The following is a 25,683-nucleotide window of genomic DNA, read 5'->3' as shown; positions in this document are numbered from 1 at the left end:
CGGCCCGGAACACCCTAAACAACGCCCAACCCCAGAAGACGCAACACCCCCGGGTGCTGCCGCCCCAAAGACGTGGAGAAACATTGAACGCCAACCTGCCACAACAGCCAGCTGCCACCGCAACCCGGAAAATCATCCTGGACTGCGACCCCGGCCATGACGACGCCGTGGCGCTGCTCCTGGCCCACGGCAACCCCACCATCGAACTGCTGGCCGTGACCACGGTGGTTGGCAACCAGACGCTGGAAAAGGTCACCCGCAATGCCCTGTCCGTGGGGACCATCGCCGGCATCACCGGCGTCCCGTTCGCGGCCGGCTGCGACCGCCCCCTGGTGCGCAGCATCGAGAACGCCCCCGACATCCACGGCGACAGCGGCATGGACGGCCCGGACCAGCCCGAGTCCACGATCGAGCTGGACCCGCGCCACGCCGTCGACCTCATCATTGAGACCATCATGGCCCACGAGCCCGGCACCGTGACCCTGGTGCCGACGGCCGGGCTGACGAACATTGCCATGGCCGCCCGCAAGGAACCGCGCATCGTGGAACGCGTGAGGGAAGTCGTCCTCATGGGCGGCGGCTACCACGTGGGCAACTGGAGCGCCGTGGCCGAGTTCAACATCAAGATCGACCCCGAAGCCGCCCACATCGTGTTCAACGCGGGCTGGAACGTGGTCATGGTGGGCCTGGACCTCACGCACCAGGCGCTGGCCACCCCGGATGTGGTGGCCCGGATCGAGGCCGTGGGCACCAAGCCGGCCAAGTTCGTCATGGAACTGATGGAATTCTTCACCAAGACCTACAAGGACGCCCAGGGCTTTGACTACCCGCCCGTCCACGACCCCTGCGCCGTCGCCTACGTCATCGACCCGACCGTCATGACCACCCGCAAGGTGCCCGTGGACATTGAGCTGACAGGCGCCCTGACCCTCGGCATGACCGTGGCCGACTTCCGCGCCCCTGCCCCCGCCGACTGCAAGACCTCCGTCGCCGTTGAGCTGGACCACAAGAAGTTCTGGGACCTGGTCACCGACGCCCTGGTGCGCATTGGCGAGGTGGCCGCATGAGCGCCGAAACCCTCAAGTCCGGGATGCGCAACGGCTCGGCCAATGTCACCGCGCTGATGGTGGCGATGCTGACCGCCTGCGTGGCGTTCCAGCTCAATGCCTCCATGCTCAGCCCCGCCCTGGTCACCATGGGCGAGGAACTGCACACCAACCAGGCGGCCATAGGCCTGTCGCAGACCTGGTTTTTCACCGCCGCCGCCGTGTTCTCCCTGTTCCTGCCGCGCCTGAGCGACATCATCGGCCGCAAGAAGGTGCTCATCGCCATGATGGCGCTGATGGGGATCGGCTCCGTGGTCTCGGCCCTGGCCCCGGACGTCACCTGGCTGTTCGTGGGCCGCATCATCCAGGGCGTGTCCGGCCCCACGGTGCCGCTGTGCCTGATCATGCTGCGCTCGGCCGTGAAGGACCCGAAGAAGTACGGCGTCCTGATGGGCCTGATCACCGCGGTCAACGGAGGCATTGCCGGCATCGACTCGTTTGTGGGCGGCTACTTTGCCGAGCACTTCGGCTTCCGCAGCATCTTCTGGCTCATGGTGGCCATCGCGGCCGTCGCCACGGTGCTGCTGGCCGTCCTTGCCGGGGAAAGCAAGCCCGGCGCGGGCACCCGCATGGACTGGAAGGGCGTGTTCTTCATCGTGGTGGCCGTCGGCGCCCTGCTGACCGCCCTCAACGAGGCCACCAAGCTGGTGGGCGGCATCACCGCCGGCCCGCTCGTCACCGCACTGGTGCTGGCCGTCGTCGCGGTTGCCGCGTTCATGGCCTTCTGGGCCGTGGAAAAGCGGTCCCGGCAGCCCATGGTGGAGATTGTGCACCTGCGCCGTCGCTCCACCTGGGCGCCGCTGCTGACCACCACCCTGACCATGACCGGCATCTTCGCCGTCATTAATGGCATTGTGCCCGCCTTCGTCCAGGCGGCCGATCCCGGCTTCCACATTGGCGCCACCGAGATGAGCCTGCTGATCCTGACCCCCTACGCCCTGCTCGGCTGGATCTTCGGACCCATCACCGGCCGGCTGGCACCCGTGCTCGGGTACACCAAGATGCTGCGGATCGGCCTGGTGGGCAGCGTTGTGGCCCTGGCCGTCATCGGCTTCCTGGGCCTGCACAGCCTGCCGCTGATGATCGCCGGCACGGTCTTGCTGGGCATCATGTACGCCGGTACGGTGAACATCATGCTCAACGGTCTCGGCGTGGTCCTCTCCCCCGAAGGCAACCCCGGCTTCCTGCCGGGCATGAACGCCGGCGCCTTCAACCTGGGCGCGGGCCTCAGCTTCCTGGTGCTGCCGGCCATCCTGGTCGCCACGGGGTCCATGGGTGTCGTCGGGTCCTACACCACGGTGGTCGTGGTGGCCCTGGCCGTCACGGTGGCCGCCCTGGCCGCGTCGCTGCTGGTGCCCAAGCCGGTTGACGCGGAGGTTGACGCGTGAGTGTCCCCGCCCCGGGAGCCCGCATTGTGGTGGCCGGCTCGCTTAACGCCGACCTCACCATCTACTGCGAACGCCTGCCCCTGCCCGGCGAGACCCTGCACGGCAGCGGCTTTGCCGTGAACCCTGGCGGCAAGAGCGCCAACCAGGCCGTGGCTGCAGGCCGGCTGGGCGGGGCCGTCACGCTGATTGGCGCCGTGGGCCGCGACCCCAACGGCGACATGCTGGTGGCCTCCACGGCCGGGGCCGGCGTCGACGTCAGCCACGTGCGGCGGGTGGACGGGCCCACCGGCGTCGCGGTCATCTCGGTGGAGGACAGCGGGGAAAACAGCATCATCATCTCCGCCGGCGCCAACGGCACCCTGTCCCCGGACGCCATGGCCCCGGCCCTGTTCGACGGCGCCGGCGTTGTCTGCCTGTGCCTGGAGGTGCCGCTGGAGACGGTCCGGGCCGCCGCGCAGGCCGGGCACGACGCCGGCGCCACCGTCCTGTTGAACCTCTCGCCCTACGCCCCGGTCGGGGACGCGCTGGCGCACCTCACCGACGTGCTGCTGGTCAACGCACACGAGGCCTCGGCGTTCCTGGGCGGGCCGGCCATGCCGGCGGCCGACGCGCCCGAGTCCGACTGGCTCGACGCCGCCGCGCACTTTGCCGGCCGCGGCCTGGCGCAGGTCCTCGTGACGCTGGGCTCCGACGGATCGGTGGTGCTGGATTCAACCAACCGGGCCCACCCCGTGGTGCGCATTGCGCCGACCGTGGTCGACGCCGTGGACACCACGGGGGCCGGCGATGCATTCACCGGCGCCGTGGCAGCCCGCCTGGCCGCCGGCGATTCCCTGGCCGACGCCGCCCGCTACGCCTCCGTGGCAGCCGCGCTGGCCGCCACGAGGAAGGGCACGCAGACGGCCTATCCCAACGCCGAAGAGGTGGCGGCGGCACTGGCCGCCTGAGCCGGGGGCCCTCAGCGCATCCGGCATGCGCCCAACCCGCCGCGGGTTGGGCGCATAAACGCTCATGCGCACAACTGGCGGCGGGTCCGGCGCATAAACCCACGGCACCCTACCCGAGCGTGACGTTGTCTATCAGGCGGACCGATCCGACCCGGGCGGCGATGAGCGCCAGGGCCCGTCCGGTGAAGGGAGTGTCCTGGCAGTTTTCGGCCCGGACGGCCAGCGTGTCCGGATCCACCACCTCGAGGTAGTCCAGTTCCACGCCGGGCGTCATGTGCACCAGCTCCTCGGCCGAGGGAATGTCCAGCGGCTCGTGCGCGTCGGCACGCCGGCGCAGCAGCCGCAGTGCGCGAGAGAGCACCAGGGCGGCGTCGCGCTCCCCGTCGGACAGGAAGCGGTTCCGGCTCGAAAGCGCCAGTCCGTCGCCGTCGCGCACAATGGGCACGGGCACAATGTCCACGGGGAAGTTCAGGTCCGCCACCATCCGCTGCACGAGGGCCAGCTGCTGGGCGTCCTTCTGCCCAAAGTAGGCCCGGTAGGACTGCCGCCCGGCGGCATCGGCCGGGGCCAGGCCGGTGTCGGGCCGGCCGGCGTGGAGGAGCTTGGCCACGACCGTCAGGGCACCGTCAAAGTGCCCGGGGCGGGACGCTCCCTCGTACAGTTCCCCCAGCTTTCCGGCGGTGATGCGCACCGCGGGCTCCCCGCCCGGATACATCTCCGCAGCGGAGGGGGCGAACATGACGTCCACCCCGGCGGCGTCGAGCACGGCGAGGTCGGCGTCCGTGGTGCGCGGGTACCGCTCCAGGTCCGCCGGGTCACCGAACTGCAGCGGGTTGACGAAAACGCTGGCCACCACGACGTCGTTCTCCGCTACCGCGGTCCTGGCCAGTTCCGCGTGGCCCGCGTGGAGCGCGCCCATGGTGGGCACCAGGCCCAGCGTCCCGCCGCCGCGCCCGGCCGGGTCGGGGGCGGCGGACAGCAGCTTCGCGCTGAGTGCCTTCAGTTCGGCAATGGTGGTAACCAGGGTGGTGCTCATGTCGGTCGCTTTCTTCAGTGGTGCGGCAGTTTGGAGGGCCGGGGCGGGCTGCCCGGACCGGGGACGGCGGGGAAGGGTCAGCTGCCCGGGCCGGTGGAGGGTCCGGCGTCGTCCGCGGTGAGGGCGGCCTGGACGCCCAGGAACAATTCCGCGGAGAGCAGGCCGCGGCGGGCGGCCCGGGCCGCCGTCGCGGCGGAAAGGGCCACGTAGGCGTCCAGGATGTCCGCGGAACCAGTGTCGAGGGCGTGCTCGCGGAGGGCCTGTGTGTGGGAGGCGACGGTGCCGGAATCGCCGCGGGCCACGGGCCCCGTCAGCGCTGACTCCCCCGAGGCCAGCGCATTCTCCAGCGCCGCCCGCAGCAGCGGCCCGAGGACCTGGTTGGGCGACTCCACGCCAATGTCCCCGAGGATCTGCGCCGCCTGGGACACGATGGTGACCAGGTGGTTCGAGGAGTGGGCCAGGGCCGCGTGGTAGAGGACGCGGTCCGCCTCGGCAATGACCACCGGCTCCGCGCCCATCTCCACCACGAGCGCCTGGGCAACGGGCAGCATGGCCGGCTCCGCGGTGATGCCAAAGCAGCAGTCGGCCAGCCGGGTGAGGTCCAGGCTCATGCCCGTGAATGTCATGGCCGGGTGTATCGCCAGGGCGATGGCCCCGGCAGCCTTGGCCGGCGCGAGCACGCCCGTGCCGAACCGCCCGGAGGTGTGCGCCACCAGCTGCCCGCCCTGCCACGCGCCGGTCGCGGCCAGGCCGGAGACAAGCCCGGGCAGGGAATCGTCCGGCACAGCCAGCAGTACGAGTTCGGAGCGTTCCACGATGTCCGCAATCTCCAGCACCGGCACCCCGGGCAGCAGCAGTTCCGCCCGTTCCAATGAAGCCTCCGAGACCGCTGAAACGCCGACGACGGCGTGCCCCGCCGCGCGCAGGGCCGCGCCCAGCACGGCCCCCACCTTTCCGGCGCCGATGATGCCAATGCCAAGACGGCCGGGCTTAATGGCCATGGAGGTTCTCCTGTGCGTGGGGTGGGGCGGACGACGGGGCGGGGGTCTCGACCGACTCCGACTCGACCGGCGGGGGCGGCCCTGCCGGCGGGGGCGGCCCTGCCGGCGGGGGCGGCGGGGCGAGCCAGTGCTCGGCGCTGTGGATGCGGCGGGCAGTTGCGGCCCGCGCGGCCTGTTCGTCGAAAAGGCGGCGGCCGGCGTCGAGCGCCACGTGGTGCACCAGGGGCTTGATGGGGCCAACGGTGGAATGGAGCTCAAAGTCGACCAGTCCCAGGGCTGCCATGAGCGGGCCCTGGCGCAGGCTCAGCGACTGCGTGCGCTCGTGCGGGACCACCTCCAGGCGCCGGAAGATGACCCCGTGGCGGCACAGCAGCGCCGTGGACGTGGCCCGGTAGGCATTGTAGCGCCAGGCGAACGGGTCGATCCACCGTGCGGAGGGCGGGGAGTGGACAAAGCCGTGCCGGTTTCCCGGTCCGCGCAGCCCGGCGGCAAAGACCTCAAAGGGGTTGTCCACGCCGGGGTCCGGGAACACGAGGGACAGCACGGCCATGACCTCGTCAATGGTGCCGGCGGGCAGCAGCACCGTGCGGTTGCCGTGGTCGGAGCGGTCGTCCCCGTAGCCGGCCACGTTGACGTGGACCCGGTACCAGCCGAAGGGCCGCCAGACGGGGCCCTGGCTGATGCCCACCGCCTGCACGCGGCCCGGCGGGATGGTCTGCGCCCGGGTCTCGAGCATGCCGTAGTGGAGGCGGACGCCATCGGGCGAGAGGGCCACGCGGAAGTTGTAGTCGCCGGTGATGGCTTTCCAGTAGGAGGCGCCGAAGCCAAGGAAGATGGGGATGGAGCCGATGAACACGCCGGGTTCCCCGCTCCACGCTGCCAGGGCAATGGCGGCGCCCAGCACCGCCAGCGTCACAATGCTCAGGCTGCTGAACACCGTGGCGCCGATGATGCGCCCGGGGCCCAGGGCCAGCACGTGCTGTTCCGGCGCCTCCGCGACCTGGCCGGGCTCCCCCGGATCCACGGCCACGCCGGCGGCGCGGGCCAGGATGGCCGCCCGCAGCCGCTTGGCCTCGTCAAGCTTGAGGAAGGAGAGGCGGAAGGCCGACCTCCCGCCGTCGGCCACGTCGAACTTCAGCTCGGCCAGGCCAAAGGCGCGGGCCACCAGCGGCTGGACGACGTCGATGGACTGGACCCGGTCGATGCGGGCCCTGCGCTGCTGGCGGAAGATGACGCCGGAGTTGATGTGGACGTGGTCGTCGGTCACCTGGTAGCGGGTGAAGCGCCAGGAAAGGAAGAAGCCGGCCCCAAACACGACGACGGCGGCTCCCACCACCACGGCGATCACCGCGGGCGGGGCGCCGGCGGACGGCCCGCCCGCGCCGGGCCTGCCGGTGAACAGCGAGTCCAGGGCGTTGCGGCCAAAGATGAACAGCACTGCGGCCACGGCCACCCAGCCGCGCACCAGGGGCGAGACGGGATGGACGCGGTGCCAGGTGTCGGGGCTGTCCGTGTGGAAGGTGGTCCCGGGGTACGGATCGCTCACAGCCCGGCCAGTTTCGCCTCGCCGCGGGCCGAAAGCTGCTCGCGGAGCCGTGCGGCCTCGGTGGCAGGCACGCCAAAAAGCACGGCATTGGTTCCGGGGGAGGCGGTGTGCAGGTGGACGCTGCTCAGGCCCAACGCCCGCTCCAGCGGCCCCATCGTGACGTCGACATACTGCATCCGCCCGTAGGGGACCACCATGACCCGGTGGAACAGGATGCCGTGGCGGAGCAGGAGGTCCTCGTTGCGTTCGGCGTAGCCGATGGCGCGCACCTGGCGCGGCACGAGCGCCAACACCCACAGGACCACCGCCAGCACGGCGGCCGGCAGCGCCCAGGCCAGCCAGGCAGGGTAGCCGTCCCACGCCCCGGCCAGCCTCAGGACCAGCGGAAGCGCGGAAATGACAAACAGGACCAGCCCGCCCAGGCCCCGCTCGATCAGGCGGAGCGTGGCAAGCCTGCCGGACACGCCCCGGAACGCCAGCCCCTCGGGATCGATGGCGCTGGCGTGGACGGGCACGACCGGCACGGGCGGAACGGGGCCGGTCGGAACGGGGGGAGGCGGGGTGGCCGGGCTAGGCAAATTCTTCCTCCCCGCGGCCGTCCCGTTTTTCGCGCGGTGTGCCGGCGGTTTCGGTGTCGTCGGGCGGAAGCTTGCAGAAGCGTTCCACCACGAGGCCCACCACAATCATAACAATCCCCCCGCCGCCCAGGGCGATCATGTTCCAGATGGGGCCGAGCTCACCGCGCAGCGGAATGGTGGGGAGCTGGTCCACCAGGATGCCCAGGTGCCAGCCAAGCAGCACGGCCCCGGCATAGGCGCAGGCCTGCGCCAGCACCAGGGTGCGTGCAGCGATCAGGGGGTCCAGGACCCGGTCGCGGTGCCCGTCGCGCCAGTGCCGGACCTTGAAGCCCAAAATCAGGCAGACCAGCACGATCAGCCCCATCGTGGCCAGCGAGCTCAGGGGCAGCACCGGCAGGGGCAGGCTGGCACGCGAGGTCAGTTCCGTGGTGGTCCACCCGGCCACGCCCAGGACCGCCGTCGCCACCACCAGCCATGCAGGCCGGATGGTCCGCATTGTGCTCCTCATGATTGCCTCACCCGTTCCTTGCGTTTACGTGTGCTACCTCAACCGTACAGTTTATTCGACACGGCGGGACAGGGAGTGGGAACGCAGGTTTTTAGGCCGGCCGTCCCTCGTCCACGGGGTCCAGGCCGGCGTGCCCAATCCCTGGCATGTCGGCGGCCGCGGCGGCCAGTTCCGCCACGGAACGGCCCGCCAGGGTGGCCCCGGGGTCCATGAGCGACCACGGGTACAGCACAAACGCCCGCCCTGCGGCCCGCGGGTGCGGCAGGGTCAGTTCCGGGTCCGCGCTTTCCACGTCGTCGTAGGTGATGATGTCCACGTCCAGCGTCCGCGCACCCCAGCGCACCTTCCGTTCGCGGTGGTGGGCAAGCTCCACGGCCTGGCAGTGCGCCAGCAGTTCCAGGGGTTCAAGGGTGGTGTCGACGGCAATCACCATGTTCAAAAAATCCGGCTGGCCCCCGGGCCCGCCGACGGGCTTGGTGGAGACCACCGGCGAGACGTCGACAAGGCGCACCTCGGGGCGGTCAACGAGCTCGCCGACGGCGGCCGAGAGTGTGCCCTGCCGCTCGCCCAGGTTGCTCCCGAGGGCCAGGATGGCCCTGGTCAGGGGGCGCTGGAGCGTCATGCCCTGCTCCGAAACACGTTGATTTCCACGTCGCCAAAGGGCACCTGGATGGGCGCCTTGGGCTTGTGGACGGTGACCTCCACGGCCTCGACAATGGCAAACCCTGCCAGGATCGCCTCGGCGGTGCGCACGGCCAGGGTCTCGATCAAATCGAAGGACTCCCCGCGGATCATCGCGGCAATGGTTTCCGCCACGGCACCGTAGTCGGCCGTCTCGGCGAGGTTGTCAGTGGCTGCGGCCGCGGAAACATCCGTGTGCAGGACGGCGTCCACCACGAAGGGCTGGCCGTCGCGCTTCTCGTGCCCGAACACGCCGTGGTAGCCAATCGCGGTGATGCCCGTCAGGGTGATGGTGTCCGGGCGGCTCACAGGGAGGCCCGCGCCGGCTCGGGCCGTGCCTGCCCTGCCGCAGCCTGCCCTGCTGCAGCCTGCCCTTCCGGGGATTCCCCTTCCGCCGCCTGGGCGGCGAGGCGGGCCTCGCGGTTCCGCTTGCCGGTGAGCATGCGGGCGGCGACCTTGGCAGCGTCAAGGCTGGCGCCGACGTCGTGCACGCGGACCCCCCAGATGCCCTGGGCTGCGGCAAGCGCCGTGGTGGCGGACGTCGCGTCGTCGCGCTCCTTGGGGGCGGCGGCCTTGCCGGCCGTGGTCAGCAGGGAGCCGAGGAAGCGCTTGCGGGACGTGCCCACCAGGACCCGGTTGCCCATGGCCACAACCCGGTCCAGGTTGGCCAGCAGTTCCCAGTTTTGGTCGGCGTTCTTGGAGAAGCCGACGCCCGGGTCCACAATGATTTTTTCGGGCTTGACGCCGGCCGCGTAAAAGCGTTCGCGCACCTCGGCGAGCTCACGCACCACGTCCCCGACGACGTCGTCGTACCGGGTCAGCGAATCCATGTGCCGTGAGTCGCCGCGGCTGTGCATGAGCACATACGGCACCTGGCGTTCGGCGATCAGCGCAATCATGTCCGGGTGGACGTTGGTGCCGGAGACGTCGTTGATCAGGCCGGCGCCGGCGTCAATCGCGGCGGCGGCCGTGGAGGCGTGGCGGGTGTCGACGCTGACCAGGGCACCGGCCTTGGCCAGGGCCTCGACCACGGGCAGGATGCGGCGCTGTTCCTCGGCCTCGTCCACGTCCTCCGCGCCGGGCCGGGTCGACTCGCCGCCGACGTCGATGATGTCCGCGCCGGCATAGAACATGCGCAGGCCGTGGGAAATGGCCGTGTCAAGGGAGTTGTATTCACCGCCGTCGCTGAAGGAGTCGGGCGTGCAGTTCAGGATGCCCATCACCACGGTGCGGTCGGTGGGCAGGCGGTCGAACGTCGCCACGGAGGTGCGTGCGCGAAGCACGGGCAGCGGCGAGGTGGCCGGGCCCGTGCCGGGGGCGGCTGCGAGGGAATCCATAGGTGTTACCTTCCGAGAATCAGGCTCATGGCCTCGGCCCGGGTGGCGGGCTCGTGGAGCAGGCCGCGGACCGCGCTGGTGACGGTCTTGGCCCCTGGCTTGCGCACGCCCCGCATGGACATGCACATGTGTTCACATTCAATGACGACGATGGCGCCGCGCGGCTTGAGGTGTTCCACCAGCGAATCGGCGATCTGGCTGGTGAGGCGTTCCTGCACCTGGGGGCGCCGGGCGTAAATGTCCACGAGCCGTGCCAGCTTGCTCAGCCCGGTCACCCGGCCGTCCGACGACGGGATGTACCCGACGTGCGCGCTGCCGTGGAACGGCACCAGGTGGTGCTCGCAGGTGGAGTAGAAGGGGATGTCCTTCACCAGCACCATCTCCTCATGGGAGATGTCGAAGGTGGTGCCCAGGACTTCCGCCGGGTCCTGGTGCAGGCCTGCAAACACTTCCGCGTAGGCCTTGGCAACACGCAGGGGCGTGTCTTCGAGCCCGCTGCGGTCAGGGTCCTCCCCCACGGCCAGCAGGATCTCACGGACCGCCGCGGCAATGCGCGGCAGGTCCATGTGCCCGCCTTGTCCGTCCCCGGGGGTCCCTGGTTCGGCCCCCGGGGTGCCGGGTGCCGCGAAGTTGGGTTCGTCGTCGAAAATGGTCACGGGTGAGATCTTATCCGCAATCAGTGGCGGCCGGGGAGCTGTTCGCCGTCGCCCTTGCCCAGGTCGATGCCCGGCATGCGGCCCGGCGCGTCGACGTCGCCCTGCAAATGGGCGCCGGCGAGCTGCTCCTGCGGGGACAGCGAATCCGGGGCCGGCTCGCCGGCGGCCAGGGCGTCGCGGCGCTCCTTCTCGGTGACCACGGGGGGCACGTCGGAGACCGGGCGGGAGTCCTTGGACAGCCACACCTCGCGCACCGGCGGGCGGCGGAGGTCGGCAAAGATCGTGGCGATTTCGGCCTGGTTCAGGGTCTCGCGCTCCAGCAGTTCCAGGGCCAGCCGGTCCAGGACGTCGCGGTTGGCGATCAGGACCTCGTAGGCGTCGTCATGGGCCCGGTCGATGAGCTTGCGGATTTCGTCGTCAACGATGGAGGCCACGGACTCGGAGTAGTCGCGGTCGTGCCCGGCGCTGGCGCCCAGGAACGGCTCGCCCTGCCCTGCGCCCAGCTTTACCGCGCCAATGCGCTCGCTCATGCCGTACTGCGTGACCATGGCACGGGCGGTGCCGGTGGCCTTTTCGATGTCGTTGGAGGCACCGGTGGAGGGGTCGTGGAACACGATTTCCTCCGCGACGCGCCCGCCCATGGCGTAGGCCATCTGGTCGAGCAGTTCGTTGCGGGTCACCGAGTACTTGTCATCCTCAGGCACCACCATGGTGTAGCCCAGGGCGCGGCCGCGGGGCAGGATGGTGATCTTCGTGACGGGGGCCGTGTTGTGCATGGCCGCCGCCACCAGGGCGTGTCCGCCTTCGTGGTAGGCGGTGATCTTGCGCTCAAGTTCCTTCATGACGCGGGTGCGCTTCTGCGGCCCGGCCATGACGCGGTCAATGGACTCGTCCAGGGCGCGGTCGTCAATGAGCTGGGCGTTGGAGCGGGCCGTAAGCAGCGCGGCCTCGTTGAGCACGTTGGCCAGGTCGGCGCCGGTGTAACCTGGCGTCTTTTTGGCCACGGCGTTCAGGTCGACGCCGGGCGCCATGGGCTTGCCCTTGGAGTGGACCTTCAGGATCTGTTCGCGGCCCAGGCGGTCCGGGGCCTCCACGGGGATCTGCCGGTCGAAGCGGCCGGGACGCAGCAGGGCCGGGTCAAGGACGTCCGGGCGGTTGGTGGCGGCAATCAGGATGACGTTGGTCTTGACGTCAAAGCCGTCCATTTCCACAAGCAGCTGGTTGAGCGTCTGCTCGCGTTCGTCGTTGCCGCCGCCGATGCCGGCGCCGCGGTGGCGGCCGACGGCGTCGATCTCGTCAACAAAGATGATGGCCGGGGAGTTGGCCTTGGCCTGCTCGAAGAGGTCGCGGACACGGGAGGCGCCCACGCCGACGAACATTTCCACGAAGTCCGAACCGGAGATTGAATAAAACGGCACGCCGGCCTCGCCGGCCACGGCGCGGGCCAGCAGGGTCTTGCCGGTCCCGGGAGGGCCGTACAGCAGCACGCCCTTGGGGATCTTGGCACCCACGGCGGCAAACTTGCCTGGGTCCTGCAGGAATTCCTTGATTTCGTGGAGTTCCTCCACGGCCTCGTCGGCGCCGGCCACGTCGGTGAACGTGACCTGCGGGTGGTCCTTGGTGATGAGCTTGGCCTTGGACTTGCCAAATTGCATGACCTTGGAGCCGCCGCCCTGCATGCGCGAGAACAGGAACCAGAAGATCAGGCCGATGAGCACAAACGGGATCAGCAGGGACAGCATGCTGGACCAGAAGTTGTTCGACGCCGGCTGGTCGTCAAAGGACGTCAGGCCGGCGTTGTCAATCGCGGCCACCAGCGTGGGGGCACGGTAGCTGCCGTACCAGAACTGCACGTCCTTGCCGGCCTTGGTGCCGTTGGGGGTCGTGTAGTCGCTCTTGAGGACCAGGTCCACGCGGCCTTCGGACCCAAAGACCTTCGCGGAGGCCACCTGGTCGTTCTTGAGCAGCGTCAGGCCCTCGGAGGTGTCGATCTTGGTCTGGCCGCCGCCGGACAACGTGGCCAGGGCGGCGCCAATGAGCACAACCACCACAATGATCCAGATGAAGGGACCCTTGAAGAGTTTTTTGACTTTCATGTGTTCTGAGGCTGCGCCCCGTCCCTCCTGCTCAAGCAATTGGCAAAAACTTTTGTGCACGGCCACCTGCCCGCGCTACCAAGCATTGCACCGTTCCTATGTCAACACGCACGGGAAGGCTTAATAGTTCCCTCTGGGCATAACAAATTCCCCCGGCGGCGGCAAGGTGGCCCCGCCGGTCGTCATGCGCCGGTAAAGGCTACTCGTAAATGTGCGGGGCGAGGGTGCCGATGAAGTCCAGGTTGCGGTACTTCTCGGCAAAGTCCAGGCCGTAGCCCACCACAAACTCGCTGGGGATCTCATAGCCGACGTACTTCACGTCGATCTCAACCTTTGCGGCGTCGGGCTTGCGCAGCAGCGTGCAGATTTCCACCGAGGCCGGGCCGCGGGAGATCAGGTTGGCCTTGAGCCAGGACAGGGTCAGGCCGGAGTCGATGATGTCCTCCACGATCAGCACGTGCTTGCCCATGAGGTCCGTTTCCAGGTCCTTGAGGATGCGCACCACGCCGGAGGACTGCGTGCCGGAGCCGTAGGAGGACACCGCCATCCAGTCCATGGTCACGTGGCTGTGCAACGCACGGGAGAGGTCGGCCATGACCATGACGGCGCCCTTGAGCACGCCGACCAGCAGCACGTCGCGGCCCTCGTAGTCCGCGTCGATCAGTGCGGCCAGTTCGGCAACGCGGCTTTGGATTTGTTCCTTGGTGTAAAGAACATGCTTGAGATCGGCTTGGACGTCTTGTGAATCCACCAACGGCTCCTGTTTGTGAAGGAATGTGTAACTGGTTTGGTGCAGCGGCAATGCTTGTGCACTGCCTCAACGAATTACCTGCTGCGTCTAAAGACTAGCTTCCCATAGCCGTGCCCCTCGTGGGGAACGGCGGCGCTGCGGGAAAGGCGCCAGGCGCTGACCTTCCCGGCCATTTGCACAGGCCCGGCAGATCCCCGGCGCGCCAGCAGGGCCTCTGCCGCACCCAGGCGTTCCTGGCTGGGCTGATATCCCCCCAGTGCGACGACGGCCCTCGCCAACACCCTCATCCTCAGGGCCGGGGCCAGTTCCCGGAGCGCGTCTTCGGCCAGGCTGACCTCCTCGGGCCAGTCCGCGCCGGCGGGCGCCAGCTGCGCGATCCGGGCGAACTCGTCCCCGGCGAGCGCGTCCAGGAAGTCGGCGTCGTGGCCCAGGATGCCGGCGGTGCGGGCCAGCGACTCGGTGACGCCCGGTCCCAGCTCGGCGGCCAGGAACGGCAGCACGGTGTGCCGCACGCGCACCCGCAGGTAGGCGGGGTCGCTGTTGGCCGGATCGTGCCAGGGCTCCAGCCCCAGCGCGTTGCATATGGCCAAGGTCTCATCGCGGCGCAGTTTCAGGAACGGCCGGGCGTACAGCCCGCGGCGTTCGCGCATGCCGGCCAGGGAGCGTGTGCCGGAGCCGCGGGCCAGGCCCAGCAGCACGGATTCGGCCTGGTCGTCAAGGGTGTGCCCCAGCAGGACGGTTTCGGCCCCGAGCTCCCGGGCCGCCGCGTCCAGGGCGGTGAAGCGGGCGGCGCGGGCCGCAGCCTCGGGGCCGCCGCCGTCGTGCTCCACGTCCACGGTGCGCACCTGGACGGGGTCAAGGCCCAGGCCGCGCAGGGTTTCCGCCGTCCGCCCGGCCACGCCCGCGCTGCCCGGCTGCATCTGGTGGTCCACCACCACGGCGCCGACGCGGACCTCCCCGCGGGTGGCGAAGAACGCGGCGACGGCGGCCAGGGCCAGCGAGTCCGGGCCGCCGCTGCAGCCCACCAGCACCAGGGGCGGGTTGTCCACGGGATGGTGCTTGCCGGTGGTGGACAGGCCCAGCAGCCCGCCGACCAGGGTGCGGGCCTTGCCCACGGTGGGGTCCAGGCGCCGGCGAGGGCGGATGTTTGCCTCCGCCACCTACAGGCCCATCCGCTCGACCCAGAGGCGGGCATTGTGGATTTCAGTCTCGGTGGGCAGGTTTTCCGCCTGCGCCCAAACGGTGTTGAAGCCTTCCATGCCGGCCACCGCCACCACGTCGCGGACAAACTTGGCGCCGTCGCTGTATTGGCGCATCTTGGCATCCAGGCCCATCAGGTTCCGGATGAACTTCTCCAGCATGCCCCGGTCGCGGCCGCGGTTGTTGAAGCGCTGGCGGATGGTGCGCACGGTGGGCACAATGGTCTGGTCCACGCCGTCCATGACCACGTTGGCGTGGCCTTCCAGGAGGCTCATGACGGCCGTGACGTGGGAGAGTGCGGCCTTTTCCGCCGGGTCCTGCAGGAGGTCCAGGACGGCGCCGCGGCTGGGCCCGTCCGGTGCGGCCCTTTTGCCGCCCAGGGACCTGCTGCCCAGGGACTTGACGGCCTGCAGCATCTTCTCGCCGAGCTTGTCGCTGTCCCCTACCAGGAGACCGCCGAGCTTTTCAATTTCCGCGAGCATGTGGTGGCGCAGCCAGGGTGCGGCCGCAAACTGCACGCGGTGGGTTTGTTCGTGCAGGCACACCCAGAGGCGGAAGTCGTCCGGATCCACCTTGAGGTCGCGCTCCACGGTGATGATGTTGGGTGCCACGAGCAGCAGGCGGCCGCCGCTGGCGGCCGCCGTGGCCCCCTGCCCGGCATTTCCGGGCGCCGTCCCGGAAGCGCCCAGGGCGGCGAAGGGATCGTACTGTCCCAGGACCTTGCTGGAGAGGAAGGCCAGCACGGCGCCGAGCTGGGCGCCGGTCACGGTGGCCCCCGCCGCCGCGGTGTTCTTGCCTGCCGCCGCCTGCTTGGCCGCGAGCAGGGACATGATCGGGTCCATCATGACGGCGAAGCTCTGCGTGTTGGCCTTTGCCCAGGACGCCCGGTCCACCACCAGCACCTCGGAGTCCCGGAGGTCGCGGGCGGCTTCGAGCTTGCTGATCTCGTGCACGTGCGGCACGGACCTTTCCGCCATGAGCCGCAGGTTTTCCACGGCCGCGCCAATTTCGCGGCTGCCCAGCGCCGGGCCCGCCGGTGCCAGGTTTGCCGCCGTCCTGGCGGCCAGCTCCCAGTTGACGAGGGACGACGGCTTGCTTCCGGAGGGGGTCCCCCGGCCCGCGGGGGTCGGGCTGCCCTCGGGGGCGGAAGGGGCGGACTGTGCGCTGCTGTGCGGGCTCATGTCCACCATGAGATCACACTTCCCTGTGGCGGGGCGGTCAGCTGGCGGCGAGGGCGGCGGCCGCGGCGTCGATGGCGGGGATGGCGGAGGCCGGGCCGCCGTCGAGCTGGTTGCCCATGAGGGAGAAGGCCAGCAGGCGCCCCTGTGCGTTGACCACATAGCCGGACAGCGTTGAGACCTGGTTCAGGGTGCCCGTCTTGGCATGGAGCACGCCCGCGGCGGCCACCGTGTCGGCTGCGCTGAAGCGGCCGCCCAGGGTGCCCGTCAGGCCGGCGACGGGCAGGCCTTCCAGCGCCTGCCCCGCATCCGAGCCGGCATGGGCCAGGAGGTGGGAGACCACCTGCACCAGCTGGTGGGCGCTGATCAGGTCGGCCCCGGCCAGGCCGCAGTTGTCCACCGTGACGACGCCGGGCAGCGGCAGGCCCAGCCGGGCGAGGACGCTGCGGACGGCGGCGACGGATCCGGTGTTGTCCGCCGCCCGGCCTTCCTTCACGGCCACCAGCCGGCCCATGACCTCGGCCATGTAGTTGTCCGATTCGGTCAGCAGGTACTGCACCTGCCGGGCCACCGTGGCTGAGCTGACGGAGGCAAGCACGGCCGGGGATGTGGTGGCGGCGGGCGTCCTGGTGATGGCTCCGGCCACCTCGACGCCGGCATCCTTCAGGGCGGCGGAAAAGGCGACGGCCACGGCCAGGGCGGAGTCCTGCGGCCGCGGCCCGTCCGCCCCCGCTGACGTCCGGCCGGCATAAAGGGCCATCGGGTAGACCGGGGCGATCTCACCGGCGTTCACGTCGCCGGGGTCCCAGGCCGGGTTCAGCGCGGGGCCGGTGAAAAGGTGGTCGTCGATGCGCAGTGTCACGGGGCCCTTGACCCCGCCGGCGGCCAGTGCGGCGGCAGTCTTGGCGGCCAGGGTTGCCAGGCCGGCGTGGCCCATGACGGCGGTGGGATCGCTCCTGCCCTCGGACAGCATGGAGTCCCCGCCGGCCCGGAGGATGATCACATTTGGCTCGTCGCCGGCCACCACGGAGGTTTGCAGCCGCGTGCCGGCTCCCAGCACGGTCAACGCGGCCGTGGCCGTGAGCAGTTTCAGGTTGGAGGCCGGGGTGCGGGCACTGTCGCCGTCCTTTGAGTACAGCACCGTGCCGCTCGCGGCATCCGTGACATACGCGCTGAACTGGCCGGCGTTGCCCAGGGCCAATGCCGCATCCATGGCCTTCCCCAGCTTCGCCGGGTCCGGCAGGGGCGCAGTGGCAGGGAGCGGGGCCACGCCGGGAAGCGTGGACAGCGAGGTGGGGGCCAGCTGTGCGGCCGGCGCGGGCGCGGCGGCCGTCTTCCCCGGCAGCAGGGCGGGGGCCAGGTTCACGCCGGCAGGCACGGTGACTGCGGCCAGGGCCAGGATGAGCAATGCGCTCGTCAGGGCTTTGGACGTGCGTCCCATGTCTCAGGTGTTCCTTCGCGGCAGCGGGCCCGGCAATGGCTCAACGGTGCCGCCGGGCAGGTGAAGTCCCGGCCGGATGACGCGGGCGGGGATCGGCAGGGTTTCAGTGAAGCAAAATCCGCCTATATCCTCATACAGAGGCAAGTTTACGCGATCGGCCGCGCCACCACGGCACTGCCGACCACATGATGAGGAGCACCCCATGAAGCACGACGTCACCATTGAGATCCCCCGCGGATCACGCGTGAAGTACGAGGTTGACCACGAAACCGGCCGCGTCCGCCTGGACCGCGTGCTGTTCACCTCCATGCAGTACCCCACCCACTACGGCTTCTTCGACAACACGCTCGGCGAGGACGGCGACCCGCTGGACGCCCTGGTCTGGTACCCCGACGTGGACCTGTTCCCCGGCATCGTGCTGGACGCGCGCCCCATCGCCATCTTCAACATGGAGGACGAGTCCGGCGGGGACGCCAAGCTCGTGTGCGTGCCGGCCGACAAGCGCTTCGACCACATCCAGGAAGCCAGCGACCTGGACCCGTTCCTGATCAAGGAGATCGAGCACTTCTTCACCACCTATAAGGACCTGGAGCCCGGCAAGTGGGTCAAGGCCGACGGCTGGGCCGACCGCGCCGCCGCCGAGGCGGAGCTGGAAGCCTCCATCAAGCGCTTCGGGTCCGAAGGGCACTAAAACGTTCGACGGCGGCGCCCCGCTAGGCGAGCAGGCTGCGCAGGACGGCGGCTGCGCCGTCGTCGTACACGGAGTCGGTGACCTCGTTGGCTGCGGCCAGCACGTCCGCCGCGGCCTGGCCCATGGCCACGCCGCGGCCGGCCCAGCGGAGCATGTCAATGTCGTTGGAACCGTCACCCACCGCCACGGTCAGGCCCGGGTCGATGCCCATCCCGGCCCGCAGCTTTTCCAGCGCGGTGGCCTTGGTGACGCCGTAGGCGGCGATGTCCAGCCAGGCGCTCCAGCCCACGGCGTAGGCGACGCCGTGCAGCCCGGCGGCGGCGATGGCTGCGGAAAAATCCTCGGTGCTGGCTTCCGCGCTGTTGACCACCACGCGCACGGCCCGGGCGTCCAGCAGGTGGTTGAAATCCACGCCGCGGGCCTCGATGCCGAAGCTGGCGTCCTGGAAGCGGGAGGTGGAGAGGAAGTTGCCCTCGCCGTCCTCCAGGGCAAAGCGGGCCCCCGGAATCTTCTCACGCAGCGTGGTCAGGGCGGCGCGCGGGCTGAAGGTGACCCGTTCGACCACCTCGTAGCCGCGGTCCAGGGCGGGGTCCAGGCGGACGGTCACGCCTCCGTTGGAGCACACGCCGTAGCCGCGGACCATCCCGATCTGTTCCACCACGGGGAGCATGGCACCCAGGGAGCGGCCGGTGGCGATCACCACTTCGTGGCCGGCGTCCACCACGGCCGTGGCGGCGTCCCGGACGGCGGCGGTCATGGTGCCGTCGTGGTCCACGAGGGTCCCGTCAACGTCAAGGGCCACGAGATGGCGGCGGGTGCTTGCTGCAGGGGCCGAAGCTGCGGATTCCTGGTCATCGATGCCAGGGACGGCTGTCATTGCTGTCATTGTCATGCTTCCAGTGAAGCAGACCGCCCTGCCTGGAACCTAGGAGCGGGCCCACATGTGCCGTGAACGCCGGGTGAACTTTACAGGACGGGGAACACTTCCATCCCGCCCAGGTATGGCCGCAGCGCCGCCGGAACCGTGACGGAGCCGTCCGCGTTTTGGTGGTGCTCCAGGATGGCCACAATCCAGCGCGTCGTCGCCAGGGTGCCGTTGAGCGTGGCCACCGGCCGGGTGCCGCCCTTGGTGCCGTCGTCGTGCATGACACGCTCGCGGATGTTCAGCCGGCGGGCCTGGTAGGTGGTGCAGTTGGAGGTCGAGGTCAGTTCGCGGTAGTTGTTCTGCGTGGGCACCCAGGCCTCGCAGTCGAACTTGCGGGCCGCGGAGCCGCCGAGGTCGCCGGCGGCCGTGTCAATGACACGGTAGGGCAGCTCGACCTTGGCCAGCATTTCCTCTTCCCAGGCCAGCAGGCGCAGGTGTTCCTCCGCGGCCTTTTCCGGGGTGGTGTAGACGAACATTTCCACCTTGTTGAACTGGTGGACCCGGATGATCCCGCGGGTGTCCTTGCCGTGCGAGCCGGCCTCGCGGCGGTAGCAGGAGGACCAGCCCGCATAGCGGATGGGTTCATTGACGTCGATGATCTCGTTGCCGTGGTAGCCGGCCAGGGCCACCTCGGAGGTGCCCACCAGGTAGAGGTCGTCGTCGGCCAGGCGGTAGATCTCGGCGTCGTGCTGGACGTCAAAGCCGGTGCCGGCCATGGTTTCGGGCAGCACCAGGGTGGGGGTGATCATGGGCGTGAAGCCGGCGGCGATGGCCTGGTCCATGGCCATCTGCAGCAGCGCCATTTCCAGCCGGGCCCCCACGCCCTTCAGGAAGTAGAACCGCGAGCCGGAGACCTTGGCGCCGCGTTCCATGTCGATGGCGCCAATCAGCTCACCGATCTCCAGGTGGTCGCGGGGCTCGAAGTCGGGGAATTCTCGGGGCGTGCCCACCTTCCTGACCGTGACGAAGTCGTCCTCGCCGCCTTCCGGGACGCCGTCGGAGACGAGGTTGGGCAGTGCCCGCACCAGCCGGTCCGCCTCGGCGGCAGCCTCGTCGGAGGCGGCTGCGGCGGCCTTGACGCGCACGGCCAGTCCCTTGACGTCGGCCAGCAGTGCCTGCTTCTCCTCGCCCTTGGCCTGGGCCACCTTCTTGCCGTACAGGTTTTGCTCCGCCCGGAGGGCCTCATAGGCGCTGATCGCGGACTTGCGGGCGGCATCGGCGGCAATGATGTCATCCACCACGGACGGTTCGTCTCCGCGGGCACTTTGGCTGGCGCGGTATTTGGCAGGATTTTCGCAGAGGTCTCTTACATCGATCACGCCCTAAGCCTATCCAATCAAGACAAACCAAACGGCTAAGGTTAGAGAATCATGCCAACTGGAGTCCTCATCATCGTCATCGTGGCCGCCGTCCTGCTCGCCGCCGGCTTCAGCTGGCTGGGGGTCCGCAAGCTGGCACAAAACCACACGCGCAGCGCCGTGGCCGAGCCCCCGCACAAAATCCATGCCGCAGCGCAGAGGGTGGCCTTCATCTACAACCCGACCAAGGGCGGGGCCGCCGCCGCCAAGACGCTGCTGCTGCGCTCCACCACCTTGGCCGGCTGGCCGGAGCCGCTGTTCCTGGAGACCACCGCCGCGGACCCGGGCCACGCCATGGCGCGGCAGGCGCTGGCGGCCAAGTCCGACGTCGTCATTGTGGGCGGCGGGGACGGCACCGTGCGCGCCGTGGGCCAGGAACTGCGGCACACCGAAGTCCCCCTGGCCGTGATCCCGCTGGGCACCGGAAACCTGCTGGCCCGCAACCTTGACCTGGATGTCAACGACGTGGCCGCGAACGTCCAGGTTGCCCTGTTCGGGCACCAGCGGCACATCGACGCCGGCCTGATGGAGATTGAGGACCATGTCACCGGCTCCGTCTCCCAGCATTCCTTCATGGTCATCGCCGGGCTGGGCCTGGACGCCGAGGTCATGAATGACACGAATTCAAAGCTGAAGGAGTCGGTGGGCTGGCTGGCCTACAGCGAGGCCGGGCTGCGCCACATGGCCGGACGGCGCAAAAAGGTCAGCATCGCCCTGGACGACCAGCCGGCGCAGCAGCGCAAGGTCCGCTCCGTGCTCTTTGCCAACTGCGGGCTGCTGCCCGGCGGCATCGACTTTGTGCCGGCTGCACTCATTGACGACGGCGTGCTGGACGTGGTGGTCATCAGCCCGCGCAGCGCGATCGGCTGGGTGGCGATGGTCGGCAAGATCGTGTTCCAGCACAAGAACCGGCTGCCGGTCATTGACTTTTACCGGTCCAGGAAGCTGGTGATCCGCACCGTGATGCCGGTGGAGACGCAGGTGGACGGCGACCCGTGCGGAACGGCCACGGTGGTCAGGGTCGGCGTCGAGCACAAGGCGGTGCTGGTGCGCGTGGCCGCCCCCGACAACCCCGCCTAGCTTCCGGAGGGCGTGGCTTCCGGAGGGCGTTGAACTGCCTGCGCGGCGGCTAGTCCTCGATGAGGCGGTCCGCCTCTTCCTGGCGCAGCGACTGCTCCCGGACCAGGCGTGCTTCTTCTTCGGGGCGGTGCGACTGTTCCATGATCAGGCGCTGCTCCTCGTCAAAGCGCAACTCGTTGGCGTTGTCGCCCTCGTCGCCCACTGACGTGTCGCGGCCTTCATCCCTGCCAGGGTTGACGATGGTGCCGTCCTGGCTGCTGTCCTTGATCCCGTGGGTGTCCATGGCTCCCGGCCCCTTTCTGTTGCCTCGCCTGCTCCGCATGCTTGGCGGATACCCACAGCATAGGCTTGCGGGACGCCGGCGGGAAGAAGCCGCACCGGATCAGCCCAGCAGCGCCTCCACCCAGGCTGCCGCGTCGGCAAAGGCGGTGTCGGCGTTGTACGGCCGGATGAACGGCGGCTGCCGGTCCGCCCGCGGGTACGACCCCAAAAACCGCAGCTCAGGGCTGACCCGGTGCAGGCCGCGCAGGGCGTCGGCCACGCGGGCGTCGCGGATGTGGCCGTCCACGTCCACACTGAAAATGTAGTGGCCCAGGAACTGGCCGGTGGGGCGCGACTCAATCCTGCTGAGGTTCACGCCGCGGCTGGCGAACTGCTCCAGGATTTCCATCAGCGCACCCGGCCGGTCCTCGGGGAGCGGGATGGCCACCGTGGTCTTGTCCGCGCCGGTGGGTTCGGGCAGTTCCCCGGGCGGGCCCACCAGGACAAAGCGGGTGACGGCGCCGATGTTGTCCTCAATGCCGGCCGCCAGGATGGCCAGGCCGGTCTGTTCGGCCACGAGCGGCGCGCAGACGGCCGCCTGGAAGGCGGCGCCGCTGCCGAGGAGTTCATGGGCGGCCGCGGCCGTCGAGTTGGCCGGGACGTGGACGGCGTCGGGCAGGTGGTCCTGGAACCAGTTCCGGGTCTGTGCCCAGGCATGCGGGTGGGTCCCCACGTGCGTGATGTCCTGCAGGGAGACCCCCGACGGGGCCACGAGGACAAAGCTGACGGGCACCACCACCTCGTGCAGGATCCGCAGCTCCACGCCGTTGGAAATGGCATCCAGCGTGGCCGGCACGCCGCCTTCGATCGAGTTTTCAATGGGCAGCATGGCCGCTCGGGCCACGCCCGTGCGGACCTTGGCAAGGGCGTCGGCGGCGTTGGTGGCCGGGACCCTTTCGGCTTCCGCGGCGCCTGGCACCTGCAGGAGCGCAGACTCGGTAAACGTGCCGCCGGGCCCCAGGAAGGTGTAGGGCAGGGGTGAGCTGCCGGTCATGGTGTTCATCGAAGTCGACGTCTTTCTGCTGTGCCGGTCGGCGGGTGGTTAGAGGACGCGGGGTGTTTCGCCGTTTTCGCTGGTCATGGGCTTGCCGGCCTCAAACCAGGCACCCATGCCGCCCACCACGTTGAACGCGCTGTAGCCGTTCTCCGTCAGCCAGGTGGTGGCACGGAAGGAACGCCCGCCGGTGCGGCAGATGACGTTGACGTCCACATCGGGGTCCAGGCTGTCCAGGCGCTCCGGAAGCTGTTCCAGGGGGATGTGGACGGCACCGTCAATGTGCCCGGCCTCCCACTCGTAGTCTTCGCGGACATCCAAGATCACGGCGTCCCCCGGAAGCTCCTCCACAGTGACGTTCATGATGTCTGACATGGCTTTACTCCTGAATATTGGCGGGTGCACTGCGATTAAGCTTAACGCTCTGTGCCGTCCAACGCCCGGCGCCGTCCGCGGCGCTTAAATCCTTGAGGCCGCGGAGGACCAGGTGTCCCCGGTGGTGGAGGCGCCGTCAAACGTGGCCACCACGTATATCAGGAACGCGTAGATCCCCAGATAGATCAGCAGGGCCAGGTAGTTGGTGACCAGGCCCGTGATGGAGAAGGGGCGGCCCTGCGGGCTTTCCCGGGACAGTGCGATGTGGCCCAGGACGATCCCGACAATTTGGGGAATGATGAGCCAGCCCGCAATGAACAGGGACGCCAGGCCGATGATCATGCTGGACAGGCTCAGCCCGCGGGGGCCGCTGCCGGCATCCACGTAGCCGGGCGCGCCCTGGTAATGGGCAGGCGGACCGTACTGGGGCTGGGAGAACTGCACCTGGGCCGGTGCGCCGTAGGGGTTCTGGCCGTAGCCCTGCTGGCCGTAGGGTTGCCGGCCGGGCTGCGCAACGTAGTCGGGCGGCCCGTAGGCCGGAGGCGTTCCGGAATACGGCTGCGGCTGTTCCGGCTGGTTGGACAAGGCTGGCTCCTGCTGTGTTCCGGGCCTCCGGGAGGGAGGCAGGTAAACTCATCGATTCCTGCCCTCCATCGTAGTGCAGGCACGTGCGCGGCCCCTGTGGGGCATGCCGGCCGCGCCGCCGGGGCCGCCCTGCGCACCCGCCGCGGCAGCCGCTGGAGATGCTCCGGCGTCCATAGTGTGACGAATGGATGCGCCGGGACTGCCTCCTCTGGCATGCTGGGACCATGGCTAGCCGCGCGGGCACACTTGCCCTCCCCCAGGACCTTGTTGACCTCACGTCGTTGTTGGACGCCTACTATGACATTTCCCCCGACCTGGGCGATCCAGGGCAGCGCGTGGCGTTCGGCACCTCCGGGCACCGCGGCTCGTCGCTGAAGGCTTCCTTCAACGAGGGCCACATCGCCGCCATCACCCAGGCCATTGTGGAATACCGTGCGGGGCAGGGCATCACCGGCCCGCTGTTCATGGGCAAGGACACCCACGCGCTCAGCGAGCCGGCACAAAACACGGCGCTGGAGGTGCTCGCGGGCAACGGCGTGCAGGTGCTCATCGACGCCCGCCACGCCTTCACCCCCACCCCGGCCGTCTCGCATGCGATCCTGAGCTACAACGCGGGCCGGACCGACGCCGTCGCGGACGGCATCGTGGTGACCCCGTCCCACAACCCGCCCGGCGACGGCGGCTTCAAATACAACCCCCCGCACGGCGGGCCGGCGGACTCCGACGCGACGGGCTGGATCGCCAACCGCGCCAACGAGCTGCTGGAGGCCGGGCTGCGCGGCGTCCGGCGCGTGCCGCTGGCCGATGCCTTGAACGTGTCCACGACGGGCAAGTTCGACTTCCTCTCCGGCTACGTCGATGACCTTCCCTCCGTCCTGGACCTGGACGCCATCCGCACCGCCGGCGTGCGCATCGGCGCCGATCCCATGGGCGGGGCGTCGGTGGACTACTGGGGCGAGATCGGCGAGCGCCACCACCTGGACCTGACCGTGGTCAACCCGACCGTGGACCCGCAGTGGGCGTTCATGACGCTGGACTGGGATGAGAAGATCCGCATGGACTGCTCCTCGCCGTCGGCCATGGCGTCCCTCATCAACAAGCTCGAGTCCGGCGCGCCGTACGACGTCGCCACCGGGAACGACGCCGACGCCGACCGGCACGGCATCGTGACCCCGGATGCGGGCCTGATGAACCCCAACCACTACCTGGCCGTGGCCATCCAGTACCTGTACACGCACCGCCCCCAGTGGCCCGCCACCGCGGGCGTGGGCAAGACCCTGGTGTCCTCCTCCATTATTGACCGGGTGGCCGCCGACCTGGGCCGCCGGCTCGTGGAGGTGCCCGTGGGCTTCAAGTGGTTTGTGCCCGGCCTGCTCTCCGGCGAGGGCGTGTTTGGCGGGGAGGAATCCGCCGGCGCCTCCTTCGTGAAGAAGGACGGCTCGGTCTGGACCACGGACAAGGACGGCATCCTGCTGGCCCTGCTCGCCTCGGAAATCACCGCCGTCACGGGCAAGTCCCCCTCGGCGCACTATGGTGAGCTGACCGCCCGCTTCGGGGCGCCGTCGTACGCGCGCATCGACGCGGCCGCCACCCGGGAGCAAAAGGCAGCGCTGGGCAGGCTGTCCGCCACCGACGTCACGGCCACCACCCTGGCCGGCGAGGACATCACGGCCAAGCTGACCGAGGCCCCCGGCAACGGGGCGGCCATCGGCGGGCTGAAGGTGACCACGGACAGCGCCTGGTTTGCCGCCCGCCCCTCCGGCACCGAGGACGTGTACAAGATCTATGCCGAGTCCTTCAAGGGCCCGGAGCACCTGGCGCAGGTCCAGGCCGAGGCAAAGGCGCTCGTGGACGGCGTCATCGCCTGACAGGGGCACCCTCGCCGGGTAATTTCGCCGGGGCAC

At 69.4% G+C, this 25,683-nt stretch carries 26 protein-coding genes; 6 read left to right on the top strand and 20 right to left on the bottom strand.

Features of this window, described 5'->3' with window-relative positions:
* Nucleotides 1-83 precede the first annotated feature (83 nt).
* The 3 genes from MMF96_RS00705 to MMF96_RS00695 are packed head-to-tail and all read left to right on the top strand — an operon-like array spanning nucleotide 84 to nucleotide 3,441.
* Nucleotides 84-1,067, top strand: a complete 984-nt coding sequence (locus MMF96_RS00705; RefSeq protein WP_256127791.1) for a nucleoside hydrolase — start codon at nucleotides 84-86, stop codon at nucleotides 1,065-1,067.
* Nucleotides 1,064-2,494, top strand: a complete 1,431-nt coding sequence (locus tag MMF96_RS00700; protein WP_176616325.1) for an MFS transporter — start codon at nucleotides 1,064-1,066, stop codon at nucleotides 2,492-2,494. Before MMF96_RS00705 ends, MMF96_RS00700 begins: the two co-directional genes overlap by 4 nt.
* Nucleotides 2,491-3,441, top strand: a complete 951-nt coding sequence (locus tag MMF96_RS00695) for a ribokinase (protein WP_176616324.1) — start codon at nucleotides 2,491-2,493, stop codon at nucleotides 3,439-3,441. The genes MMF96_RS00700 and MMF96_RS00695 overlap by 4 nt, the downstream gene beginning before the upstream one ends.
* A 109-nt stretch (nucleotides 3,442-3,550) precedes the next feature.
* On the opposite strand, the gene panC is transcribed toward MMF96_RS00695, so the two are convergent.
* The 14 genes from panC to dacB all read right to left on the bottom strand — a co-directional run bounded on the left by panC (nucleotide 3,551) and on the right by dacB (nucleotide 17,450).
* Entirely contained in the window at nucleotides 3,551-4,477 is a 927-nt protein-coding gene (gene panC / locus MMF96_RS00690; RefSeq protein ID WP_256882227.1) for a pantoate--beta-alanine ligase, read from the bottom strand.
* Nucleotides 4,478-4,554: 77 nt separating this feature from the next.
* Complete coding sequence (locus MMF96_RS00685) at nucleotides 4,555-5,478, bottom strand: Rossmann-like and DUF2520 domain-containing protein (RefSeq protein WP_256882226.1); 924 nt, start codon at nucleotides 5,476-5,478, stop codon at nucleotides 4,555-4,557.
* On the bottom strand, nucleotides 5,468-7,024 hold the full coding sequence (locus tag MMF96_RS00680) for a PH domain-containing protein (protein ID WP_256882225.1): 1,557 nt from the start codon (nucleotides 7,022-7,024) through the stop codon (nucleotides 5,468-5,470). The genes MMF96_RS00685 and MMF96_RS00680 overlap by 11 nt, the downstream gene beginning before the upstream one ends.
* Nucleotides 7,021-7,548, bottom strand: a complete 528-nt coding sequence (locus tag MMF96_RS00675) for a PH domain-containing protein (protein WP_256882224.1) — start codon at nucleotides 7,546-7,548, stop codon at nucleotides 7,021-7,023. Before MMF96_RS00675 ends, MMF96_RS00680 begins: the two co-directional genes overlap by 4 nt.
* Nucleotides 7,549-7,594: 46 nt before the next feature.
* A complete protein-coding gene (locus tag MMF96_RS00670) occupies nucleotides 7,595-8,110 on the bottom strand; it encodes a DUF3180 domain-containing protein (protein WP_256127790.1) in 516 nt (171 codons plus the stop codon).
* 91 nt (nucleotides 8,111-8,201) lie between these two features.
* Complete coding sequence (gene folK, locus MMF96_RS00665; protein WP_176616319.1) at nucleotides 8,202-8,732, bottom strand: 2-amino-4-hydroxy-6-hydroxymethyldihydropteridine diphosphokinase; 531 nt, start codon at nucleotides 8,730-8,732, stop codon at nucleotides 8,202-8,204.
* The gene (folB, locus tag MMF96_RS00660) at nucleotides 8,729-9,100 is read right to left on the bottom strand and encodes a dihydroneopterin aldolase (RefSeq protein WP_176616318.1); all 372 of its coding nucleotides are present in this window, start codon (nucleotides 9,098-9,100) and stop codon (nucleotides 8,729-8,731) included. Before folB ends, folK begins: the two co-directional genes overlap by 4 nt.
* Nucleotides 9,097-10,128, bottom strand: coding sequence for a dihydropteroate synthase (gene folP / locus MMF96_RS00655; RefSeq protein ID WP_256882223.1), 1,032 nt, complete (start codon nucleotides 10,126-10,128; stop codon nucleotides 9,097-9,099). Before folP ends, folB begins: the two co-directional genes overlap by 4 nt.
* A 5-nt stretch (nucleotides 10,129-10,133) precedes the next feature.
* Nucleotides 10,134-10,694: a GTP cyclohydrolase I FolE gene (gene folE, locus MMF96_RS00650; protein WP_176616342.1), complete on the bottom strand. Its 561-nt coding sequence runs from the start codon at nucleotides 10,692-10,694 to the stop codon at nucleotides 10,134-10,136.
* A gap of 110 nt (nucleotides 10,695-10,804) precedes the next feature.
* Nucleotides 10,805-12,880, bottom strand: a complete 2,076-nt coding sequence (gene ftsH, locus MMF96_RS00645) for an ATP-dependent zinc metalloprotease FtsH (RefSeq protein ID WP_176616316.1) — start codon at nucleotides 12,878-12,880, stop codon at nucleotides 10,805-10,807.
* 199 nt (nucleotides 12,881-13,079) lie between these two features.
* Complete coding sequence (gene hpt, locus MMF96_RS00640) at nucleotides 13,080-13,631, bottom strand: hypoxanthine phosphoribosyltransferase (protein WP_113716478.1); 552 nt, start codon at nucleotides 13,629-13,631, stop codon at nucleotides 13,080-13,082.
* Between the two features lie 74 nt (nucleotides 13,632-13,705).
* On the bottom strand, nucleotides 13,706-14,791 hold the full coding sequence (gene tilS, locus MMF96_RS00635; protein ID WP_375141389.1) for a tRNA lysidine(34) synthetase TilS: 1,086 nt from the start codon (nucleotides 14,789-14,791) through the stop codon (nucleotides 13,706-13,708).
* Nucleotides 14,792-16,012 (bottom strand): zinc-dependent metalloprotease, encoded by a 1,221-nt coding sequence (locus tag MMF96_RS00630; protein WP_256882222.1) that lies wholly within the window; start codon nucleotides 16,010-16,012, stop codon nucleotides 14,792-14,794.
* Nucleotides 16,013-16,049: 37 nt separating this feature from the next.
* Nucleotides 16,050-17,450: a D-alanyl-D-alanine carboxypeptidase/D-alanyl-D-alanine-endopeptidase gene (dacB, locus tag MMF96_RS00625; protein WP_256882221.1), complete on the bottom strand. Its 1,401-nt coding sequence runs from the start codon at nucleotides 17,448-17,450 to the stop codon at nucleotides 16,050-16,052.
* A 202-nt stretch (nucleotides 17,451-17,652) separates the two neighbouring features.
* Between dacB and MMF96_RS00620 the strand changes: the two genes are divergently transcribed.
* A complete protein-coding gene (locus tag MMF96_RS00620) occupies nucleotides 17,653-18,141 on the top strand; it encodes an inorganic diphosphatase (RefSeq protein ID WP_176616313.1) in 489 nt (162 codons plus the stop codon).
* 22 nt (nucleotides 18,142-18,163) lie between these two features.
* Here MMF96_RS00620 and MMF96_RS00615 read toward each other — a convergent pair whose 3' ends face one another.
* Nucleotides 18,164-19,033 carry an HAD family hydrolase gene (locus MMF96_RS00615; protein WP_176616312.1) on the bottom strand — a complete coding sequence of 290 codons (870 nt, stop codon included), beginning with the start codon at nucleotides 19,031-19,033 and terminating at the stop codon, nucleotides 18,164-18,166.
* A gap of 74 nt (nucleotides 19,034-19,107) precedes the next feature.
* Complete coding sequence (serS, locus tag MMF96_RS00610; protein WP_176616311.1) at nucleotides 19,108-20,385, bottom strand: serine--tRNA ligase; 1,278 nt, start codon at nucleotides 20,383-20,385, stop codon at nucleotides 19,108-19,110.
* A 51-nt stretch (nucleotides 20,386-20,436) separates the two neighbouring features.
* Between serS and MMF96_RS00605 the strand changes: the two genes are divergently transcribed.
* Nucleotides 20,437-21,504 carry a diacylglycerol kinase family protein gene (locus tag MMF96_RS00605; RefSeq protein ID WP_176616310.1) on the top strand — a complete coding sequence of 356 codons (1,068 nt, stop codon included), beginning with the start codon at nucleotides 20,437-20,439 and terminating at the stop codon, nucleotides 21,502-21,504.
* 49 nt (nucleotides 21,505-21,553) lie between these two features.
* Here MMF96_RS00605 and MMF96_RS00600 read toward each other — a convergent pair whose 3' ends face one another.
* The 4 genes from MMF96_RS00600 to MMF96_RS00585 all read right to left on the bottom strand — a co-directional run bounded on the left by MMF96_RS00600 (nucleotide 21,554) and on the right by MMF96_RS00585 (nucleotide 23,779).
* Nucleotides 21,554-21,787: a hypothetical protein gene (locus MMF96_RS00600; RefSeq protein WP_176616309.1), complete on the bottom strand. Its 234-nt coding sequence runs from the start codon at nucleotides 21,785-21,787 to the stop codon at nucleotides 21,554-21,556.
* Nucleotides 21,788-21,886: 99 nt separating this feature from the next.
* Entirely contained in the window at nucleotides 21,887-22,819 is a 933-nt protein-coding gene (gene pheA, locus MMF96_RS00595; protein WP_176616340.1) for a prephenate dehydratase, read from the bottom strand.
* A gap of 48 nt (nucleotides 22,820-22,867) precedes the next feature.
* Nucleotides 22,868-23,194 carry a rhodanese-like domain-containing protein gene (locus MMF96_RS00590; protein WP_256882220.1) on the bottom strand — a complete coding sequence of 109 codons (327 nt, stop codon included), beginning with the start codon at nucleotides 23,192-23,194 and terminating at the stop codon, nucleotides 22,868-22,870.
* Nucleotides 23,195-23,278: 84 nt separating this feature from the next.
* Complete coding sequence (locus MMF96_RS00585) at nucleotides 23,279-23,779, bottom strand: DUF4190 domain-containing protein (protein ID WP_176616307.1); 501 nt, start codon at nucleotides 23,777-23,779, stop codon at nucleotides 23,279-23,281.
* Between the two features lie 224 nt (nucleotides 23,780-24,003).
* Between MMF96_RS00585 and pgm the strand changes: the two genes are divergently transcribed.
* Nucleotides 24,004-25,647 (top strand): phosphoglucomutase (alpha-D-glucose-1,6-bisphosphate-dependent), encoded by a 1,644-nt coding sequence (gene pgm / locus MMF96_RS00580; RefSeq protein WP_176616306.1) that lies wholly within the window; start codon nucleotides 24,004-24,006, stop codon nucleotides 25,645-25,647.
* The last annotated feature ends 36 nt before the right edge of the window (nucleotides 25,648-25,683 follow it).

It is taken from the genome of Arthrobacter sp. STN4 (genome assembly GCF_024539665.1).
Classification (GTDB): domain Bacteria; phylum Actinomycetota; class Actinomycetes; order Actinomycetales; family Micrococcaceae; genus Specibacter.
The sequence above is the reverse complement of the archived record's forward strand: the minus strand, read 5'-3'. Positions and strand labels throughout refer to the sequence as shown.

Bases quoted from the DNA above. Each gene is read 5' to 3' on its own strand.
- MMF96_RS00700 (WP_176616325.1), top strand. From the start codon at position 1,064: ATGAGCGCCGAAACCCTCAAGTCCGGGATGCGCAACGGCTCGGCCAAT.
- panC (WP_256882227.1), bottom strand. From the start codon at position 4,477: ATGAGCACCACCCTGGTTACCACCATTGCCGAACTGAAGGCACTCAGC.
- MMF96_RS00685 (WP_256882226.1), bottom strand. From the start codon at position 5,478: ATGGCCATTAAGCCCGGCCGTCTTGGCATTGGCATCATCGGCGCCGGA.
- MMF96_RS00670 (WP_256127790.1), bottom strand. From the start codon at position 8,110: ATGAGGAGCACAATGCGGACCATCCGGCCTGCATGGCTGGTGGTGGCG.
- folK (WP_176616319.1), bottom strand. From the start codon at position 8,732: ATGACGCTCCAGCGCCCCCTGACCAGGGCCATCCTGGCCCTCGGGAGC.
- folP (WP_256882223.1), bottom strand. From the start codon at position 10,128: ATGGATTCCCTCGCAGCCGCCCCCGGCACGGGCCCGGCCACCTCGCCG.
- folE (WP_176616342.1), bottom strand. From the start codon at position 10,694: ATGGACCTGCCGCGCATTGCCGCGGCGGTCCGTGAGATCCTGCTGGCC.
- ftsH (WP_176616316.1), bottom strand. From the start codon at position 12,880: ATGAAAGTCAAAAAACTCTTCAAGGGTCCCTTCATCTGGATCATTGTG.
- MMF96_RS00630 (WP_256882222.1), bottom strand. From the start codon at position 16,012: ATGAGCCCGCACAGCAGCGCACAGTCCGCCCCTTCCGCCCCCGAGGGC.
- dacB (WP_256882221.1), bottom strand. From the start codon at position 17,450: ATGGGACGCACGTCCAAAGCCCTGACGAGCGCATTGCTCATCCTGGCC.
- MMF96_RS00620 (WP_176616313.1), top strand. From the start codon at position 17,653: ATGAAGCACGACGTCACCATTGAGATCCCCCGCGGATCACGCGTGAAG.
- MMF96_RS00615 (WP_176616312.1), bottom strand. From the start codon at position 19,033: ATGACAATGACAGCAATGACAGCCGTCCCTGGCATCGATGACCAGGAA.
- MMF96_RS00605 (WP_176616310.1), top strand. From the start codon at position 20,437: ATGCCAACTGGAGTCCTCATCATCGTCATCGTGGCCGCCGTCCTGCTC.
- MMF96_RS00600 (WP_176616309.1), bottom strand. From the start codon at position 21,787: ATGGACACCCACGGGATCAAGGACAGCAGCCAGGACGGCACCATCGTC.
- pheA (WP_176616340.1), bottom strand. From the start codon at position 22,819: ATGACCGGCAGCTCACCCCTGCCCTACACCTTCCTGGGGCCCGGCGGC.
- MMF96_RS00590 (WP_256882220.1), bottom strand. From the start codon at position 23,194: ATGTCAGACATCATGAACGTCACTGTGGAGGAGCTTCCGGGGGACGCC.
- pgm (WP_176616306.1), top strand. From the start codon at position 24,004: ATGGCTAGCCGCGCGGGCACACTTGCCCTCCCCCAGGACCTTGTTGAC.